The sequence below is a fragment of the Bradyrhizobium sp. Pha-3 genome (assembly GCF_042258325.1).
Lineage (GTDB): Bacteria > Pseudomonadota > Alphaproteobacteria > Rhizobiales > Xanthobacteraceae > Bradyrhizobium > Bradyrhizobium elkanii.
Map to the genome: position 1 here is coordinate 9283232 of NZ_CP170151.1, position 16394 is coordinate 9299625.

At 65.1% G+C, this 16394-nt stretch carries 15 protein-coding genes; 10 read left to right on the forward strand and 5 right to left on the reverse strand.

Annotated elements, in window-relative coordinates:
• The first annotated feature begins 212 nt into the window (after positions 1-212).
• The 3 genes from infC (at position 213) to rplT (ending at position 1766) form a co-directional block, all read left to right on the forward strand.
• Positions 213-752: a translation initiation factor IF-3 gene (gene infC / locus ACE10X_RS44235; protein ID WP_026192043.1), complete on the forward strand. Its 540-nt coding sequence runs from the start codon at positions 213-215 to the stop codon at positions 750-752.
• Between the two features lie 378 nt (positions 753-1130).
• Positions 1131-1331 (forward strand): 50S ribosomal protein L35, encoded by a 201-nt coding sequence (gene rpmI, locus ACE10X_RS44240; protein WP_008539890.1) that lies wholly within the window; start codon positions 1131-1133, stop codon positions 1329-1331.
• A gap of 75 nt (positions 1332-1406) precedes the next feature.
• Complete coding sequence (gene rplT / locus ACE10X_RS44245) at positions 1407-1766, forward strand: 50S ribosomal protein L20 (RefSeq protein ID WP_038382669.1); 360 nt, start codon at positions 1407-1409, stop codon at positions 1764-1766.
• 15 nt (positions 1767-1781) lie between these two features.
• Here the strand turns inward: rplT and ACE10X_RS44250 are convergent, their stop codons facing one another.
• Entirely contained in the window at positions 1782-2192 is a 411-nt protein-coding gene (locus tag ACE10X_RS44250; RefSeq protein WP_038382670.1) for a hypothetical protein, read from the reverse strand.
• Positions 2193-2401: 209 nt separating this feature from the next.
• Between ACE10X_RS44250 and pheS the strand changes: the two genes are divergently transcribed.
• From pheS to ACE10X_RS44275, 5 genes are all read left to right on the forward strand, one after another.
• Positions 2402-3484, forward strand: a complete 1083-nt coding sequence (gene pheS, locus ACE10X_RS44255; protein ID WP_375763879.1) for a phenylalanine--tRNA ligase subunit alpha — start codon at positions 2402-2404, stop codon at positions 3482-3484.
• A 182-nt stretch (positions 3485-3666) separates the two neighbouring features.
• Complete coding sequence (locus ACE10X_RS44260; protein ID WP_038382674.1) at positions 3667-4101, forward strand: endonuclease domain-containing protein; 435 nt, start codon at positions 3667-3669, stop codon at positions 4099-4101.
• The gene (pheT, locus tag ACE10X_RS44265; RefSeq protein WP_375763880.1) at positions 4098-6506 is read left to right on the forward strand and encodes a phenylalanine--tRNA ligase subunit beta; all 2409 of its coding nucleotides are present in this window, start codon (positions 4098-4100) and stop codon (positions 6504-6506) included. Before ACE10X_RS44260 ends, pheT begins: the two co-directional genes overlap by 4 nt.
• A gap of 203 nt (positions 6507-6709) precedes the next feature.
• Complete coding sequence (locus ACE10X_RS44270; protein WP_304557388.1) at positions 6710-7486, forward strand: sulfite exporter TauE/SafE family protein; 777 nt, start codon at positions 6710-6712, stop codon at positions 7484-7486.
• 35 nt (positions 7487-7521) lie between these two features.
• The gene (locus ACE10X_RS44275) at positions 7522-8466 is read left to right on the forward strand and encodes an MBL fold metallo-hydrolase (protein WP_038382676.1); all 945 of its coding nucleotides are present in this window, start codon (positions 7522-7524) and stop codon (positions 8464-8466) included.
• Positions 8467-8816: 350 nt separating this feature from the next.
• On the opposite strand, the gene ACE10X_RS44280 is transcribed toward ACE10X_RS44275, so the two are convergent.
• Positions 8817-10229, reverse strand: a complete 1413-nt coding sequence (locus ACE10X_RS44280; protein WP_038382677.1) for an NAD(P)/FAD-dependent oxidoreductase — start codon at positions 10227-10229, stop codon at positions 8817-8819.
• 198 nt (positions 10230-10427) lie between these two features.
• Between ACE10X_RS44280 and ACE10X_RS44285 the strand changes: the two genes are divergently transcribed.
• Positions 10428-11303 carry a YiiX/YebB-like N1pC/P60 family cysteine hydrolase gene (locus ACE10X_RS44285; protein WP_375763881.1) on the forward strand — a complete coding sequence of 292 codons (876 nt, stop codon included), beginning with the start codon at positions 10428-10430 and terminating at the stop codon, positions 11301-11303.
• Between the two features lie 3 nt (positions 11304-11306).
• On the opposite strand, the gene ACE10X_RS44290 is transcribed toward ACE10X_RS44285, so the two are convergent.
• Positions 11307-13508, reverse strand: a complete 2202-nt coding sequence (locus ACE10X_RS44290) for a TonB-dependent receptor domain-containing protein (protein WP_375763882.1) — start codon at positions 13506-13508, stop codon at positions 11307-11309.
• A gap of 147 nt (positions 13509-13655) precedes the next feature.
• Between ACE10X_RS44290 and nikR the strand changes: the two genes are divergently transcribed.
• Positions 13656-14099: a nickel-responsive transcriptional regulator NikR gene (nikR, locus tag ACE10X_RS44295; protein WP_038382678.1), complete on the forward strand. Its 444-nt coding sequence runs from the start codon at positions 13656-13658 to the stop codon at positions 14097-14099.
• A gap of 113 nt (positions 14100-14212) precedes the next feature.
• On the opposite strand, the gene ACE10X_RS44300 is transcribed toward nikR, so the two are convergent.
• Positions 14213-15160: a hydroxymethylglutaryl-CoA lyase gene (locus ACE10X_RS44300; protein ID WP_038382679.1), complete on the reverse strand. Its 948-nt coding sequence runs from the start codon at positions 15158-15160 to the stop codon at positions 14213-14215.
• A gap of 7 nt (positions 15161-15167) precedes the next feature.
• On the reverse strand, positions 15168-16337 hold the full coding sequence (locus ACE10X_RS44305) for a CaiB/BaiF CoA-transferase family protein (protein ID WP_038382689.1): 1170 nt from the start codon (positions 16335-16337) through the stop codon (positions 15168-15170).
• Between the last annotated feature and the right edge of the window lie 57 nt (positions 16338-16394).

Here is a 16394-nt window from a genome sequence, read left to right on the forward strand (position 1 = left end):
GTCAGAGATCTGCTTTTCAATTGTCGCGCGGCACCGGTCAACGGCTGCAGGCCCCGCCTTGCGGAGCAGACGCGCCCGCTATATGTGCCGGGCGTGGCCAAAATGCCTCGCAATTGGCGGTTTTGCCGCTTAAAGAAGCGAGTTCGCTTGCCCGTTGCAGCATCTTGCTTCAAAATATCCGCCTTCCCTTTCACAACTTTGGAGAGTTACCCATTCGCCGTCCCAATAGAGCCCCGCCCACAGTCGCCAAAGAAGGGCCGCGCACCAATGACGAGATTCGCAACGCACAGATCCAGCTGATCGATGCGGAGGGTGTCAATCAGGGCACCGTCGAAACCATGGTGGCCATCAAGATGGCCATGGAAGCCGGCATGGATCTCGTCGAGATTTCGCCGAATACCAGCCCTCCCGTCTGCAAGATCATGGACTACGGGAAGTACAAGTATTCCGCGCAGAAGAAGGCTGCCGAAGCTCGCAAGAAGCAGAAGGTCGTCGAGATCAAGGAGATCAAGCTCCGCCCGATGATCGACGATCACGACTATGATGTGAAGATGCGTGCGATGCAGCGCTTCTTCGAGGAAGGCGACAAGGTCAAGATCACCTTGCGCTACCGCGGTCGTGAGATGGCGCACCAGGAGATCGGCACCAAGCTGTTGGACAAGGTGAAGGCCGACGTCGCCGAATTCGCCAAGGTCGAGCAGGACGCGAAGTTCGAGGGCCGCCAGGTCGTGATGGTGCTGGCGCCGCGCTAGTTCGAATTTGTCGCTTTGTTGAAATGAAATGGCCCGTCAGGCGATCTGGCGGGCTGTTTCGTTTCCGTAGCCCGGATGGAGCGCAGCGCAATCCGGGGACCGGTGCGTCCGCGGCGCGACCTGCCCCGGATTTCGCTTCGCTTCATCCGGGCTACCCGGTTCCGGCCCCGATTCCCCGCTGCAAACGTTGCAAAACCGCCGATCCTCTGTCATAAGCCGGGCCTTCGCCGCCCGGCTGATCAAGGGCTGCCGTGGCGACGGTTCGTGCAGGTTCTTTCAATTCGGAAAAAACCTTAGCACTTTTAACGCTCTAACGAGCATTTTAGCCGGCCGGACGCCTCTCGGGGCGATTTTCGTGCTGTGCGACAGGAGAGCCAAATGCCCAAGTTGAAGACCAAGTCGGGCGCTAAAAAGCGCTTCAAGGTGACTGCCACTGGCAAAGTCATGCACGCCCAGCGCGGCAAGCGCCACGGCATGATCAAGCGGACGAAGAAGCAGATCCGTCAGCTGCGCGGCACCCGCGTGCTGTTCAAGACCGACGGCGACAACGTCAAGAAGTACTTCTTGCCGAACGCCTGATCGCGCTGATCCGCTTGAACCCTCGCCGCGACTGCGCGGCGCCCCGTCACCTCTTCTAGATCAAGGATTTCCGTCATGTCTCGCGTCAAACGCGGTGTGACCGCTCACGCCAAGCACAAGAAAGTCTACAAGGCCGCCAAGGGCTATTACGGCCGCCGCAAGAATACCATCCGCGTCGCCAAGCAGGCCGTCGAAAAGGCCGGCCAGTACGCCTTCCGCGACCGCAAGCGCAAGAAGCGCACCTTCCGCGCGCTCTGGATCCAGCGTATCAACGCCGCGATCCGTCCGTTCGGCATGACCTACAGCGTGTTTATCAACGGCCTCTCCAAGTCGGGCGTCGTCGTCGACCGCAAGGTGCTGTCGGATCTCGCGATCCACGAGCCGGTTGCGTTCCAGGCGATCGCCGAGAAGGCCAAGGCCGCGCTGGCCGCCTGATCCTGGCGGGCGGCCCTAACGCGATTTGGGGCCGGCCTTCAGCGCCTTCTGCGAATAGCGCTGGGCGACGATCGCCCGGCAGAACGCCGTGAACGAGCGGTACATGGTGCCGCTTTCGTTGTCGTATTTGTGGTCGCAGCGCTTGAGCTGGCCGGCATAGGCCTTCTTCTGCGACGCTCCGAGGCCGGACAGGAAATCCCCCTCGCACCTCTTCTCGACCACGGCGCCGAACTGGACGTCTCCGCTGGCGCCGTATTCGCACGCCTCGAAGATCTTCATCGCGCGGCTGCAGCTCGGCGCCTTCTCGAGCTCCGCGATGATGTCGTCCATCTGGGTCGATTTGGCGGGACATTCCTCGGTCGCGGCATGCGCGGTGGTGAGCATCAACAGCGCCGCCGGCACAGCCAGGCAAGATCGCAGCAACATCGCGTGGGCCTCCTTTGAATACCCCCTTGGGTAGCCCGGCCTCCGCGCGGGGTTCAATGCTGCCGGCCATCGGCCCGAAATGACCGGCTTTTTGCTTGACGTTACCGCCTTCGGGCGGCGACAACCCAGCCGAATTTTGGCGCATGGTACCGGTTCGGGTAGCGGTACTTCCCACCAGATCATGCTCCGCTCAAGCGCAGGAATTGACCGTGTCCGACCTCGCAACGCTCGAACAATCCATCCTCGACCAGATCGCCTCAGCCGCTGACGAGGCCGCCCTCGAGGCGGTCCGCGTCTCGGCTCTCGGCAAGAAGGGCTCGATCTCGGCACTCCTTGCGACCCTTGGAAAAATGTCGCCGGAGGAGCGCAAGACCGAGGGCGCGAAGATCAACCTCGCCAAGGATGCGGTGACGCAGGCGCTCGCGGCCAAGCGCGACGTGCTGAAAGCGGCCGCGCTCGATGCGCGCCTCGCCGCCGAGACCATCGACGTCACGCTGCCGCTGCGCGAGGCGCCGGCGGAGACCGGCCGCATCCATCCGCTGAGCCAGGTCTGGGACGAGCTCACCACGATCTTCGCCGACATGGGCTTTGCGGTCGCCGAAGGTCCCGACATCGAGACCGACGACTACAACTTCACCAAGCTGAACTTCCCGATCGGCCATCCGGCGCGCGAGATGCACGACACCTTCTTCTTCAACCCGAAGGAGGACGGCTCGCGCATGCTGCTGCGGACCCACACCTCGCCGGTGCAGGTGCGCACCATGCTGACCCAGCAGCCGCCGATCCGCGTGATCTGCCCGGGCCGCACCTATCGCATCGATTCCGACGCGACGCACACGCCGCAATTCCATCAGGTCGAGGGCCTCGTGATCGACAAGGGCTCGCATCTCGGCCACCTCAAATGGATCCTGCACGAGTTCTGCAAGGCGTTCTTCGAGGTCGACCACATCAACATGCGGTTCCGGCCGTCGTTCTTCCCGTTCACCGAGCCGTCGCTCGAGGTCGACATCCAGTGCCGCCGCGACAAGGGCGAGATCCGCTTCGGCGAGGGCGAGGACTGGCTGGAGATTCTCGGCTGCGGCATGGTGCACCCCAACGTGCTGCGCGCCTGCGGCCTCGATCCCGACGTTTACCAGGGTTTTGCCTGGGGCATGGGCATCGACCGCATCGCGATGCTGAAATACGGCATCGCCGACCTGCGCCAATTGTTCGACAGCGACGTGCGCTGGCTCAGCCACTACGGCTTCAAGCCGCTCGACATCCCGTCGATCGCGGGAGGCTTGAGTTCGTGAATCTTGTCTTCGGTCCCATTGTGGAGAAAGCCCCCACCCTAACCCTCCCCCGCAGGCGGGGGAGGGAATGGATAGAGCGTGCTCGCGTGGATACGAAGACTTCACCGCGGCGAACCGTCGGACTCCCTCTCGCGCTTGCGGGGGAGGGCTGGGGAGGGGGTGTCTTCACAAAGGGGCTGGCAATGGTCGATCCCCAACATCCGGGCTGGAAAGTTTCGCGGAGGCTGCGTTCCAACGCACGCGCGCTGCGCAGAAACTCGACCGACGTGGAACGAGTCCTCTGGTCGGAGTTGCGCGGCAATCGCCTGAACGGCGCAACCTTCCGCCGTCAGGTGCCGATCGATAATTTCATCGCCGACTTCCTCTGCCACGCGGCAAAGCTGGTGATCGAACTCGACGGCGGCCAGCACTTTTCGGACGAAGGCGAACGTGCCGATGCCGCACGCTCAGCCGTCATCGAGGCCAAAGGCTTCAAAGTCCTTCGCTTCAGCAATCTCGACGTCATGACAAATCGTGCAGGCGTCCTTGAAACAATCGCCGCTGCCATCGCGGAGAGAGCCCCCACCCTAACCCTCCCCCGCGAGCGGGAGAGGGGACAAGAGAAATTATCGTCATGAAGTTCACCCTCTCCTGGCTGAAGGAACATCTCGAGACCGACGAGCCGCTCGAAAAGCTCGCCGACAAGCTCACCATGATCGGGCTCGAGGTCGAGAACATCGAGGACAAGGCGAAGGCGCTGGCGCCGTTCACCATCGCGCGCGTGATCTCGGCCGAGCAGCATCCGAATGCGGACCGGCTGCGCGTGTGCATGGTCGACACCGGCGACGGGGCTGAGCCGGTGCAGGTGGTGTGCGGCGCGCCGAATGCGCGTGCCGGGCTGATCAGCGTGTTCTCGCCGCCCGGCACCTACATCCCCGGCAAGAACATCACGCTCGGCGTCGGCACTATCCGCGGCGTCGAGAGCCGCGGCATGCTGTGCTCGGCGGCCGAGCTGCAGATCTCCGAGGATCATGACGGCATCATGGAGCTGCCGGCGGACGCGCCGCTCGGCAAGGGCTATGCCGACTGGGCCGGGCTCGGCGATCCCACCGTCGAGATCAATTTGACGCCAAACCGGCAGGATTGCACCGGCGTGCACGGCATCGCGCGCGATCTTTCCGCCGCCGACATGGGCAAGTTCAAAGACCCCGGCATCAGGCCGATCAAGGGCGAATTCCCCTGCCCGGTCCAGGTCAAGGTGGAAGACGCCACGCTGTGTCCGGGCTTCGCGCTGCGGCTGGTGCGCGGCGTGAAGAACGGCCCGTCGCCGGAATGGCTGCAGAAGCGGCTGACCTCGATCGGGCTGCGCCCGATCAACGCGCTGGTCGACATCACCAACTTCATGACCTACGATCGCGCCCGCCCGCTGCACGTGTTCGACGCCAAGAAGGTGCAGGGCAACCTCACCGTCCGCCGCGCCAGAGACGGCGAGACGCTGCTCGCGCTCGACGGCCGCACCTACACGCTCGACAGCAACATCTGCGTGATCGCTGACGAGCACGGCGTCGAATCGCTCGCCGGCATCATGGGCGGCGAGGCCTCGGGCTGCGACGACAACACCACCGACGTGCTGATCGAATCGGCGCTCTGGAACGAGATCAACATCGCGCAGACCGGCCGCAAGCTCGGCATCAATTCGGACGCGCGCTACCGCTTCGAGCGCGGCGTCGATCCGGCCTTCATGGTGCCCGGGCTTGAGCTCGCGACCAAACTGGTGCTGGAGCTGTGCGGCGGCACGCCGTCCGAGAACGTCGTGGTCGGCAAGCAGTTCGGCGAGGATCGCGTCATCGACTTCCCGCTCAGTGAAGTGAAGCGCCTTGCCGGCATCGAGGTGCCGCTGGTCGAGGTGAAGCTGATCCTCACCCGGCTCGGCTTCATGCTGGCCGGCAATGGCCCCGTGGTGAAGATCGCGATCCCGTCCTGGCGCACCGACGTGCACGGCAAGGCCGACATCGTCGAGGAGATCGTGCGCATCGTCGGCGTCGACAAGGTGCCGATGACGCCGTTCGAGCGCGGCGAGGAGCCGCGCAAGCCGGTGCTGACGCCGATGCAGCTGCGCACCCGCCGCGCCAAGCGCGCGCTCGGCGTGCGCGGCATGGTGGAAGCAGTGACCTGGTCGTTCATCACCAATGACGCGGCAAAACTGTTCGGCGGCGGCCAGAGTGAGCTCGTGCTCGCCAACCCGATCGCGGCCGATCTCTCCGACATGCGGCCGAGCCTGCTGCCCGGCCTCGTCGCGGCGGCTCAGGCCAACATCAACCGCGGCTATCCTGACGTGGCGCTGTTCGAGGTCGGCCAGGTGTTCCGCGGCGACCGACCGGAGGACCAGCTGGTCGCCGCCTCCGGCGTGCGCCATGGCTTCGCCTCGTCGAAGGGGATCGGACGGCACTGGACCGGCTCGGCTGTGGCGGATGCGATGGATGCCAAGGCCGACGCCTTCGCCGTGCTGGCGGCCGCCGGCGCGCCGATGCAGGCACTGCAGATCGTCCCCGGCGGTCCGGCCTGGCTGCATCCGGGGCGCTCCGGCACCATCCAGATCGGCCCGCAGAATGTGCTCGGCACTTTCGGCGAGCTGCATCCGCGCGCGGCGGAGGCGCTCGGCGCCGACGGCCCGATGATCGTGTTCGAGGTGATCCTCGAGCGCATCCCGCAAGGCAAGCAGCGGGCGACGCGCGCCAAGCCGGTGCTGGAGCTCTCGGCATTCCAGCCGGTGTCGCGCGACTTCGCCTTCATCGTCGACCGCGGCGTCAAGGCGGGCGACATCGTCCGCGCGGCGCAGAATGTCGACAAGAAGCTGATCACCGATGTGACCGTGTTCGACGTCTACGAAGGCAAGGGCATCGATCCCGACAAGAAGTCGATCGCGATCGCGGTAACGATCCAGCCGCGCGAGAAGACCATGACCGACCAGGAGATCGACGCCGTCGCCGCCAAGGTCGTCGCTGAGGTGACCAAGAAGACCGGCGGCACGCTGCGGGGGTGATGTGAGCCAAAGGCCGTCCATTGCACCGTCACCCTGAGGAGGCCGCGTAGCTGCCGTCTCGAAGGGTCGACGGCCCCGTCTGTGGCCGTGCATCCTTCGAGGCTCGCTCCGCTCGACGGCCTGACAGAAGTGCCGTTGCGTTAGAACCGTAGTGCGGGCGGGCACGCCGGACAGCAAATCGAACCTCACTTCCAGCCTCCCGCATGACCTCCTTCAGCCTGATACCCTCCGACATTCCGACCAGCATCGCGCTCGCGATCTGTGCGATCGCCTTCGTGTCGGGCACGGCGCGCGGCTTCTCCGGCTTCGGCTCGGCGCTGATCTTCATGCCGCTCGCGAGCAGTGTCGCGGCGCCGCGGCTGGTGGCGGCGCTGCTGCTGATCATCGACTTCATCGCCGCCACGCCGCTGCTGCCGAACGCCTGGACCCATGCCGACCGCAAGGCGACCGCAGTCATGGTCGCCGGCGCGCTGGTCGGCGTGCCCATCGGCACCTATTTCCTGACCGTGCTCGAGCCTGTCACCACGCGCTGGATCATCTCCTGCTTTGTCGCGGCGCTGCTCGCACTGCTGCTGTCGGGCTGGCGCTATCACGGCAAGGAGCACGTCGCCCTCTCCGTCGGCGTCGGCGGCCTCTCCGGATTTTGCAGCGGCCTCGCGCAGACCGGCGGCCCGCCGATCGTCGCCTACTGGCTGGGCCGGCCGATCTCGTCGGTGATCTCGCGTGCCAATATCGTACTGTTCTTCGGCGCCTCGGATTTCTTCTCGCTGGTCAGCTACTGGTTCACCGGCCTGATCACGATCGAATCGGCCAAGTTCTCGCTGATCGTCGGCCCGATCTACGGCATCGGCGTCTGGTTCGGCGCCGCGCTGTTCGGCAAGGCGAGCGAAAGGGTGTTTCGCGCGATCTGCTACGCGCTGATCGCCGCCGCCGTCATCGTCGGTCTGCCCGCGCTTGATGGCATCTTGCGCGGCGGCTAGGGTCGCAGCACTCAAAAGAGACCAGGGAGACATCGATGATCGATCGGCGCAATGCATTGAAACTGGCGCTCGGCGGCGCCGCCGTGCTCGCAGCGCCTCACGTGCGCGCGCAAACCGACAAGGCGCGGACCCGCATCGTGTTCCTCGGCACCAAGGGCGGCCCGCGCGTCGGCATCGGCGCTTCGAACCCCGCCAATCTCGTCGTCGTCAACGATACCGCGTTCGTGATCGATTGCGGCATGGGCGTCAGCCGCCAGCTCGTGCGCGCGGGCGTGCCGATCCCGCAGGTCAAGTACATCTTCATCAGCCATCATCATTCCGATCACAATCTGGAATACGGCAATCTGTTCTACAACGCCTGGGCAGCCGGCCTCTCGACGCCGATCCATTCGTTCGGCCCCAAGGGCATCGAGGCGATGACAAAAGAATATTGGGAGCTGAACAAGTTCGACGTCGAGACCCGGATCGAGGACGAAGGCCGGCCCGACCCGCGCAAGCTGCTGATCGCGAAAGACATCAGCGACGACGGCCTGGTGCTGAAGACATCGGATGTCACCGTGACCGCGTTCCGCACGCCGCATCCGCCGATCACGGATAACTTCGCCTACAAGTTCGAGACCCCGGACGGCACCATCGTTTTCTCCAGCGACACCGCCTACAACCCGAAGCTCGCCGAGTTTGCCAAGGGCGTCGACGTGCTGGTGCACGAATGTCTCTACGTCCCCGCGGTCGATCGCCTGGTCGCCACGACCAAGAACGGCGCCACGCTGAGGAAGCATCTGCTCGACAGCCACACCTCGACCGAGGACGTCGGCCGCATCGCCGCCGCTGCCGGCGTGAAGACGCTGGTGCTCAGCCACTTCGTTCCCGGCGACGATCGGCAGGTCACCGACGATGACTGGACCCGGGATGTGAAGAAGAACTATTCCGGCCGCATCGTGGTGGCCAAGGATCTGATGGAGCTAAGGCTGCCGGTGTGAGGGGGCACACGGCAAGCACACTGTTCAGGCTCGCTCCCCTTGCAGGGAAGCCTTCCGGCTTTCCCTGCGCCCTCTGCTAACGGAGAGAGCGGAACGAACGGCAAAACTCGGACAAAACATGTCGCGAGAATGCGCATCCATGACCACCGGACGCGCAACACACTCGGTGTCGTCCCTGCGAACGCAGGGACCCATAACCACGAATGGTTATTGGTGAACGATGGTGGAACGACGAGTCCCGTTCACAACATCTGCTGCGGCGTATGGGTCCCTGCTTTTGCAGGGACGACATCTGTTGTGGGGCAACGTCTTTCGGCCAGCATGACAAATCGCAGCGCCTTCCTCAGCCGTCAATTCATCGCACCGGAGCGAGGCGACGTGCGGCGCTTGTGTTTTGCTGCGGGCGCTGCGGGCGCCGGTGTCGCTTCCTTCACCCCGCCGATCCTGCGCAGCGCGGCATCGGCGGCGCGCTCGCCGCTGTCCCAGGCGCCGTCGATCGTACCCCACAGCGTTTCATGGGTGGCCTCGCCCGCAAGATACATCGCGCCGATCGGCTCGGTCAGGATCCGGCGCGAGAATTGTGCGCCGGGTGCAGCGGCCGACATCGCACCTTGAATGAAGGGCGACGCATTCCAGCGTGTCGCGCTGGTCTTCTTCACGGCGGCGCCAACCTCGCTGCCATAGAGCTTGGTCAGCCACTCCACCGCGAAAGCCGCCATCGCCTTCTCGCCCTGCGCGGACAGGTCGCGGCCGAACGAGCCTGCAACGTCGATCGTGCACAGCGAGGAGCCCGCGATATTGCCGTAGAGCAGCGCCGTCTTGGTGGAGTTGCTCTGCTCGATGATGACGTCGTCGCGCGACAGCCCGAGCGGATTGCCGGGAATCTGCAATGCGATGCGATCGTAGCTGCCGAGGCTGAGCTTGGCGGCGGCATCGAGCGCGCGCTTCGGAAGCTCCGGCGCGAACTTGATGTTGCCGCTCGCGAGCACGTTGCTCGACACGGTGACGATGGCGGCGCGCGCGGTGATCTTGCCGGAGGGCGTCTCGACCATCACGTCGCGATTGCTCCACAGGATGCGCTGCGCCGGCGTCGACAGCGCCAGCGGCAGTCCCTCGCCGAGCTTTGCGATCAGCGCGCCGAGCCCCTGCCGGCAGGCGATCGCGGTGTTGCGATCCTGCGCGCGCACCTTGTCGACGGCGGAAAGATCCTTCAGATCCTTGCCGCAGAAATTGGGCCCGAGCAGGAATTCCGCGGTGCCGGTCCAATCGCCGAGGTCCTTCGGCATGACCGCGGCGCAGGCCACATCGGCCTTGCGCGCAGCGTCGTCGATGGCGCGGTTGGCGCGCACCAGCGCCGCCAAAAACTCCTCGGTCTCGCCGGGGCGGGCATAGCGCCGGCCGATCCGGATCTTCTGGCCCGCGGGGGCCGTGACGATGTCGAGGCCTGCGGAGCGGGCCAGCCGGATCATCGGATTGGTTTCGGGATTGTGCATCCAGCGCGCGCCGCGGTCGAACGGCACGCCGAATGTCGATGCGTCGGTCTGGCAGCGACCGCCGAGCTGGCCGGCCGCCTCCACCACGATCACCTTGCGATTTGCGGCAACGATCCGTCGCGCCGCGGCGATGCCTGCGGCACCCGCGCCGATCACGACGACGTCGGCCTCGCGCGGCGGCGGCTGCGCAGCAAGCACCCGGCCGCCCAGCGCAGGCACCAACGCGAAAGCTGCGGACGCCGACAGGAAATCGCGGCGGGTCACTGTCATGACATAGCTTCTGGCATGGTTTCCGGGGACTTGCGGAGAACGGGAACGCTTCGCGAACTGTGCCGCATCTCACCGACCTCAGCAACCATCATGGTAAATCAATCATGATTGATCCGCCGATGGCATGAACTAAATTGCAACGGCTTGCGACCATGATTAAGTCAGCACAAGCGGTCGTAGAACCGCTGGGGGGAATCCATGGGCGTAATGCTCGATACCGTCGGTAAATGGATCGCGGGGTACCTTCAAAAGGAAGTTCCCGGTTACGAGCCGTTCACGCCGAGCGACCCGGACCATCTGCGGAGCATCATGCAGCCCGGCGACGTGCTGCTTGTCGAGGGCAACAACCGGATTTCCGGCATCATCAAATACCTCACGCAGTCGACCTGGTCGCACGCCGCGCTGTTTGTCGGACCGTTCGACGGCGCGTTCGAGCCTGACGGCGAACAGCATGTGCTGATCGAGGCCAATATCGGCGAGGGCGTGACCTCCGCGCCGCTGTCGAAATATCTCGCCTACCACACCCGCCTCTGCCGTCCGGTCGGACTGTCGTTCGAGGACCGCACCACGGTGTGCCGCTACGCCATCAACCGCATTGGCTTCGGCTACGACACCAAGAACATCGTCGATCTCGCGCGCTATCTGTTTCCGCTGCCGATCCCGCAGCGCTGGCGCCGCCGCATGATCGCGTTCGGCTCCGGCGATCCGACCAAGATCATCTGCTCGGCGCTGATCGCGCAGGCGTTCGACGCCGTGCGCTATCCGATCCTGCCCAAGATCACGCGCGCTGCCAGCCGCAAGGCGCGCCGCGACATCCTGCATATCCGCGATTCCTCGCTTTACATGCCGCGCGACTTCGACATCTCGCCCTATTTCGAAGTCGTCAAACCCACTATCGTGCACGGTTTCGACTACACGGCCCTGCACTGGGCCGACAAGCAGAAGCCGCTCCAGGAGGTAGCCGGCGAATTCGGTGTGTTTCCAAAATCGCCGCCGCTTGTTCCTGAAGCGACTGGCGAAGAGGCGGCGCTTCCGGCTGCGGAAATGACCGCGGAAGATCGCGCGCCGGTGTGACGATCAGAACGTCGCCGCCAACGTCAGGCGGACGGCGAGCGGCTCGGCGGGATGCACGTGGCGGTCGGCGACGCCATCGATCGGTTCGCCCGGCAGCCGCGACAGATAGTAGTATTCGATCTGGTTGGTTTGCGCGTTGAAGAGATTGAGGACGTCGAGCTGCAGCCGCATCCCGTTGTCGAATTTGTAGCCGGCGCGGGCGTTGACGATGAACGACGACAACGAGCGCACGCTGTCGTCCTCGATCAGCGGGCGCGGGCCGAAATAGCGGGCGCGCAGGCTGCCGAACCAGCCGGTGTCGCGGCCGAAGGTGACGCCGCCGCTGGCGACCCAGGCCGGCGCACCCGGAATGAAATTGCCGGCCGGATCGACATCCATGAAGCGGGCGCGGGTATAGGCGAGATCGAAATCAAAACTCATCCACGGCAGGAGCTTGTACTGGTTGGTCCACTCGACGCCGACGCGCCGGCTCGGGCGGCTCGGTTCAGTGGTGCCGGCATCGCCGACGAACAGCAACTCGGAATCGAAGTCGAGCACGAACACCGCGAGCGACGAGGTGAGGCCGTCGATCGCCCTGGTGCGGATGCCGAGCTCGGCGCCCTTCGAGCGCACCAGCAGCGGCACGCGATCAAGCGGCGTCATCTTGTCGTTGGGATCGACGGTGATGGTCGCGCCCCTGATGTCGTTGGAATGCAGGCCGAAGCCGGCATTGCCGTAGAACTCGGTCCTGGACCAGGGGCCGAGCACGATGCCGGCCTTCGGGCTCGTCATCGCGGCCTGCGCGTTGCCGGAATTCTGCGGCGTGTCGCTCAGCACATGGCCGGCGAAATAATCCTCGCGGATGCCTACCGTGGTGCGCAGCCAGTCGGTCCAGCGCGCGGTGCTATCGGCCCACAGTGCGACGCTGCCTTCCTGCACCTGGTCGTTGCGCACGGTGGACAGGATCTCGCGCTGCGCGGTCTTGAACAGGCCGACATTGATGTCGTCGTAGCGGGTCTGGACGCCGACCCGAGTCTGCGTATCGACGCCGGCGAAGCGAAGGTCGAAGGCATGGCTGGCGTCGAGGCCGTAGACGGTGCGCCTGTCGGTCTGGCTGAACTGGTCGCCATTGACGGGGTCGTCGAGGAAATAGGTGAAGTCGTTATAGAGCTGCAGGGACGAGCGGATCACATAGGCGTTGAGCTTGCTCTGCCCGTAGTCGCTGGACTGCGCCCAATTGCCGGACAGGCTGAAGCGGCTGGAGGTGCCGCCATCGGTCGGATCGAGCGACCCGTACCGGTCGATCAGGCCCTGGTCGATGGCGCGCTGCGCGACCTGGTCGGTCGAGTTCCAGCCATTGGAATAGGCCATCGCTGTCAGCGAGAAGCCGTCGGTCGTGGTGCCCTGGCTATAGCGCAGCACGCCGTTGAGCTTGCGGATGTCGTCGGGCACGTCCCACGGGCCGTTGTATTTATTGGCCTCGAAGGCCGCGAGCAGCGTTCCATCACCGGCCTTGGCCGAGCTAGCTGCCATCGCGCGCTGATAGCCGAAGCTGCCAACCGTCAGCTCGGCGATGTTCCTGGGCAGTCCATTCAGATAATTGATGTCGACCGCGCCGGCGGAAGCGAAGTCGCCCTTGTCCGCGTAGTACGGACCCTTGCGGACGTCCATCGACCGGATCAGCTCCGGGATCAGGAAATTGATATCGGCATAGCCCTGGCCGTGGCCATGGGTCGGCATGTTGACCGGCATGCCGTCGACGGTGATGGCCAGATCAGTGCCGTGATCGAGATTGAAGCCGCGCAGAAAATATTGATTGGCTTTGCCTTCGCCGGAGTGCTGGGTGACGATCAGGCCCGGCACCGCCTCCAGAACTTCGCCGACGCGCGAGACCGGCCGCGCATTCACTTCGTCACCGCTGATCGGCCGCGCGCTGGCGGCGGTCGGTTGCAGATCGGACGCGGACACGGTCACCGAGCCGCCGGTGATTCCGTCGCTCGCAGCGGTCGGCTGGGTCGGTTGGAGCGCTGCGGGCTTGCGGCCGGCGGCGACATGGCGTGGACGCTGGGACGGTTTGGCGCGCCTGGGTGGCGCCCGGTCGGGCGACGTCACTGTCACCGGCGGCAACTGGCCGGGCGCGGTAGCGACCGTCTGCGCTTCGGCGACCGGCGCGAACGCTGCAATGGATGCGGCGGCGGGAAATATCCGCCATGCAGTACGACGCAACGCGCATGCCCCCGCATGATACCTGTTACAGTCACGCGACGACCGCACAAGTCCAACCAACCCCGGCAAAGCGACGCTAGCAAGCACGGTATGACGTTACAAGAAAAATGTCATACTGCCAGGCAATCGAGCCACCACGGATAATCCATGCAACGCATCACCATCACCATCGAGGATGATCTGCTCGCGGAGATCGACGCCGCCGCCGAGGCGCGCGGCTATCAGAACCGCTCCGAGATCATCCGCGATCTCGCACGCGCCGGCTTGCAGCAGAGCGCGGAGAACGCGCCGTCAGGGCAGTGCGTCGCCGCGCTGGTCTATGTCTACGATCACGCCGCGCGCGATTTGTCGAAGCGGCTGGTGCAGAATTTCCATGGCCATCACGACCTGTCGCTGGCGACGCTGCACGTCCATCTCGACGACGACAGCTGCATGGAGGTGACGGCGCTGAAGGGTGCCAGCAGCGAGGTCCGGCATCTCGCCGATCACGTGATCGCCGAACGCGGAGTGCGTTACGGCCGCGTCGTGATGATCCCGACCGCCCCGGACAAGAAGCCGCGCAAGCGCGGGCATGGGCACAGGCATGATTGAGAGCGTGTCGTTTTCGTAGCCCGGATGGAGCGCAGCGAAATCCGGGGCCTCGCACCCGCGGACAGGGCTTCCCGGATTTCGCTTCGCTCCATCCGGGCTACGCAATGAATACGCTAGGCCGCCCTCGCCTTGGTGCCGCGCGGCAGGCCGGCGCGGGCGAGGCCGCCATAGAGCGCCTCGTTCGGCATCTCGGATTTCAGGATCGCGCGCACCTCGACCAGGCGATCGAGATCGATGCCGGTCGGAAATCCCTTGCTCTCGCAGAGGAAGACGAGATCCTCGAACACGACGTTGCCGGTGGCGCCCGGCGCAAACGGGCAGCCGCCGAGGCCGCCGAGCGAGCCGTCGAGCACGCGGGCGCCCTCGTCGAGCGCGGCGGAAGCATTGGCGATGCCCATGCCGCGGGTGTCGTGCAGATGCACGCAGACCGGCCTCGATCCCGCGATCTTCACCGCGCCCCGCGTGAGCTCGCCGACCTGCTTCGGCCCGGCATAACCCACCGTGTCCGCAATCGCGACCATGTCGACGCCGACCTCGTAGAGCTTCTCGGTGAGGCGCAGTACCTCCTTCGGATCGACCGCACCCACGATCGAGCAGCCCAGTCCCATCGAGATCGCGGCATTGACCAGCGGCTTGTGTGCGCTGGCGTCGCGCAACTCGCAGAGCCGCTTGATGTTCTCGATCGCCGATTCGCGCGAGCGGTTGGCGTTGGCCTGGCTGTGCTCCTCGGTCGCCGACACCACCGAGGCGATCTCGGCGACGCCGGAGGCCAGCGCCTCGTTGACGCCGCGCTCGTTCAGCGCCAGCGCGACGCCGTGCGCGCCGGGCAGCGCGGCAATGGTGGCGACAACATCACGGACGTCGACGAACTGCGGGAAGGTCTTGGCCGGCAAGAACGAGCCGACCTCGAAATGCCGGACGCCGGCGGCATATTCGTCGCGCACCCAGCGCTCTTTCGCCGCGGTCGACGGGAACGTCTTCACCAGCTGCAGGCCGTCGCGCAGGCCGACCTCGCGCAGGCTCACCTTGTCGCTCGGATAGATATCGTGGACGCGGGTCATGTCAGCCTCACGCAGCGTTTCCGGTTGATGAAATCTTCTGTTGTGCGAGCTCGGCGCGCACCGCATCGGTATCGGCGCCCAGCACCGGCACTTTCAGGCCCTCGCCGATATTGCGGCCGTTCCACTCGAGCGGCAGCGCGGGGACGCGGAACGGCTTGCCGTCGGCATTCACGTTGTTGACCAGCCCGCCGGGACGCAGCACGTGGGGATCCTGCAGCAGATCCTCCGGCCGGTTGATCGGCGAGAAGCAGATATTGAGCGCATCGAGCCTCGCCGAGAGGTCCGCCACGTTCCAGCCCTTGATCACCGCGGCAACGCGCGGAATAATCCGGTCGCGCGCCATGATGCGGTCCGTGGTCGAGCGCAGCGTCGGATCGTCGGCGAATTCCGTGAGGCCGAACTCGCGGCAGAAGCTCTGCCAATGACCTTCGGTGACGACACCGATGAAGATGCGATCGCCGCCGGCGGCATCGAAGATGTCGTAGATCGGCCAGGCATGCTCGCGTTCCGGCATCGAGCGCGGCTTGCGCCCGGTCATCTCGTACTCGACCATGTGCTGGGCGACCAGGAACAGGCAGTTCTCGAACAGGCCGATGCGGATGTCGGCGCCGCTCCTGTCGCCGCCGCGCTTCTGATAGAGCGCGGCGAGGATCGAGATCACCCCGAACATGCCGCCCATGATGTCGTTGGCGGAGGAGCCGACGCGCTGCGGCTTGTCGCGCGTGCCGGTCATCGCCGCGAGCCCGGACATCATCTGCACGACCTCGTCGAGCGCCGGCCGATGATCATAGGGACCGGACAGAAAGCCCTTGTGGCCGGCGATGATCAGCTGCGGATATTTTTGGCGAAGCTGCTCGGCGCCGAGCCCCTGCCTGTCGAGCTGGCCGTCGCGAAAATTCTCCAGGAACACGTCGGCGCTGGCGAGCAGCCGGTGCATGGTGTCGCGGTCCTCGGGCTTGGCGAAGTCGAGCACGACGCTGCGCTTGCCGCGGTTGAACAACGGAAAGAACGAGACTCCCATGCCGCCGAGCGAACGGGTCTTGTCGCCAGCGGGCGGTTCGACCTTGATCACCTCGGCGCCGAGTTGCGCCAGGATCATGCCGCAGGTCGGCCCCATCACCATGTGGGTCATCTCGACGACCCTCACGCCTTCCAGCGGCAGTCCGCTCCCGGTCATCGGTTTCTCCGTGCTCGTTGCGCTCTTGTTCTGACGCGTTTTCTTCATGCGAACCGG

Coding starts and splice junctions, on each gene's coding strand:
- ACE10X_RS44300 (WP_038382679.1), bottom strand. CDS start 15,160: ATGACCCGCGTCCACGATATCTATCCGAGCGACAAGGTGAGCCTGCGC.
- pheT (WP_375763880.1), top strand. CDS start 4,098: ATGAAGTTCACCCTCTCCTGGCTGAAGGAACATCTCGAGACCGACGAG.
- ACE10X_RS44280 (WP_038382677.1), bottom strand. CDS start 10,229: ATGACAGTGACCCGCCGCGATTTCCTGTCGGCGTCCGCAGCTTTCGCG.
- ACE10X_RS44270 (WP_304557388.1), top strand. CDS start 6,710: ATGACCTCCTTCAGCCTGATACCCTCCGACATTCCGACCAGCATCGCG.
- ACE10X_RS44285 (WP_375763881.1), top strand. CDS start 10,428: ATGGGCGTAATGCTCGATACCGTCGGTAAATGGATCGCGGGGTACCTT.
- rpmI (WP_008539890.1), top strand. CDS start 1,131: ATGCCCAAGTTGAAGACCAAGTCGGGCGCTAAAAAGCGCTTCAAGGTG.
- ACE10X_RS44305 (WP_038382689.1), bottom strand. CDS start 16,337: ATGACCGGGAGCGGACTGCCGCTGGAAGGCGTGAGGGTCGTCGAGATG.
- rplT (WP_038382669.1), top strand. CDS start 1,407: ATGTCTCGCGTCAAACGCGGTGTGACCGCTCACGCCAAGCACAAGAAA.
- ACE10X_RS44250 (WP_038382670.1), bottom strand. CDS start 2,192: ATGTTGCTGCGATCTTGCCTGGCTGTGCCGGCGGCGCTGTTGATGCTC.
- nikR (WP_038382678.1), top strand. CDS start 13,656: ATGCAACGCATCACCATCACCATCGAGGATGATCTGCTCGCGGAGATC.
- ACE10X_RS44275 (WP_038382676.1), top strand. CDS start 7,522: ATGATCGATCGGCGCAATGCATTGAAACTGGCGCTCGGCGGCGCCGCC.
- ACE10X_RS44260 (WP_038382674.1), top strand. CDS start 3,667: ATGGTCGATCCCCAACATCCGGGCTGGAAAGTTTCGCGGAGGCTGCGT.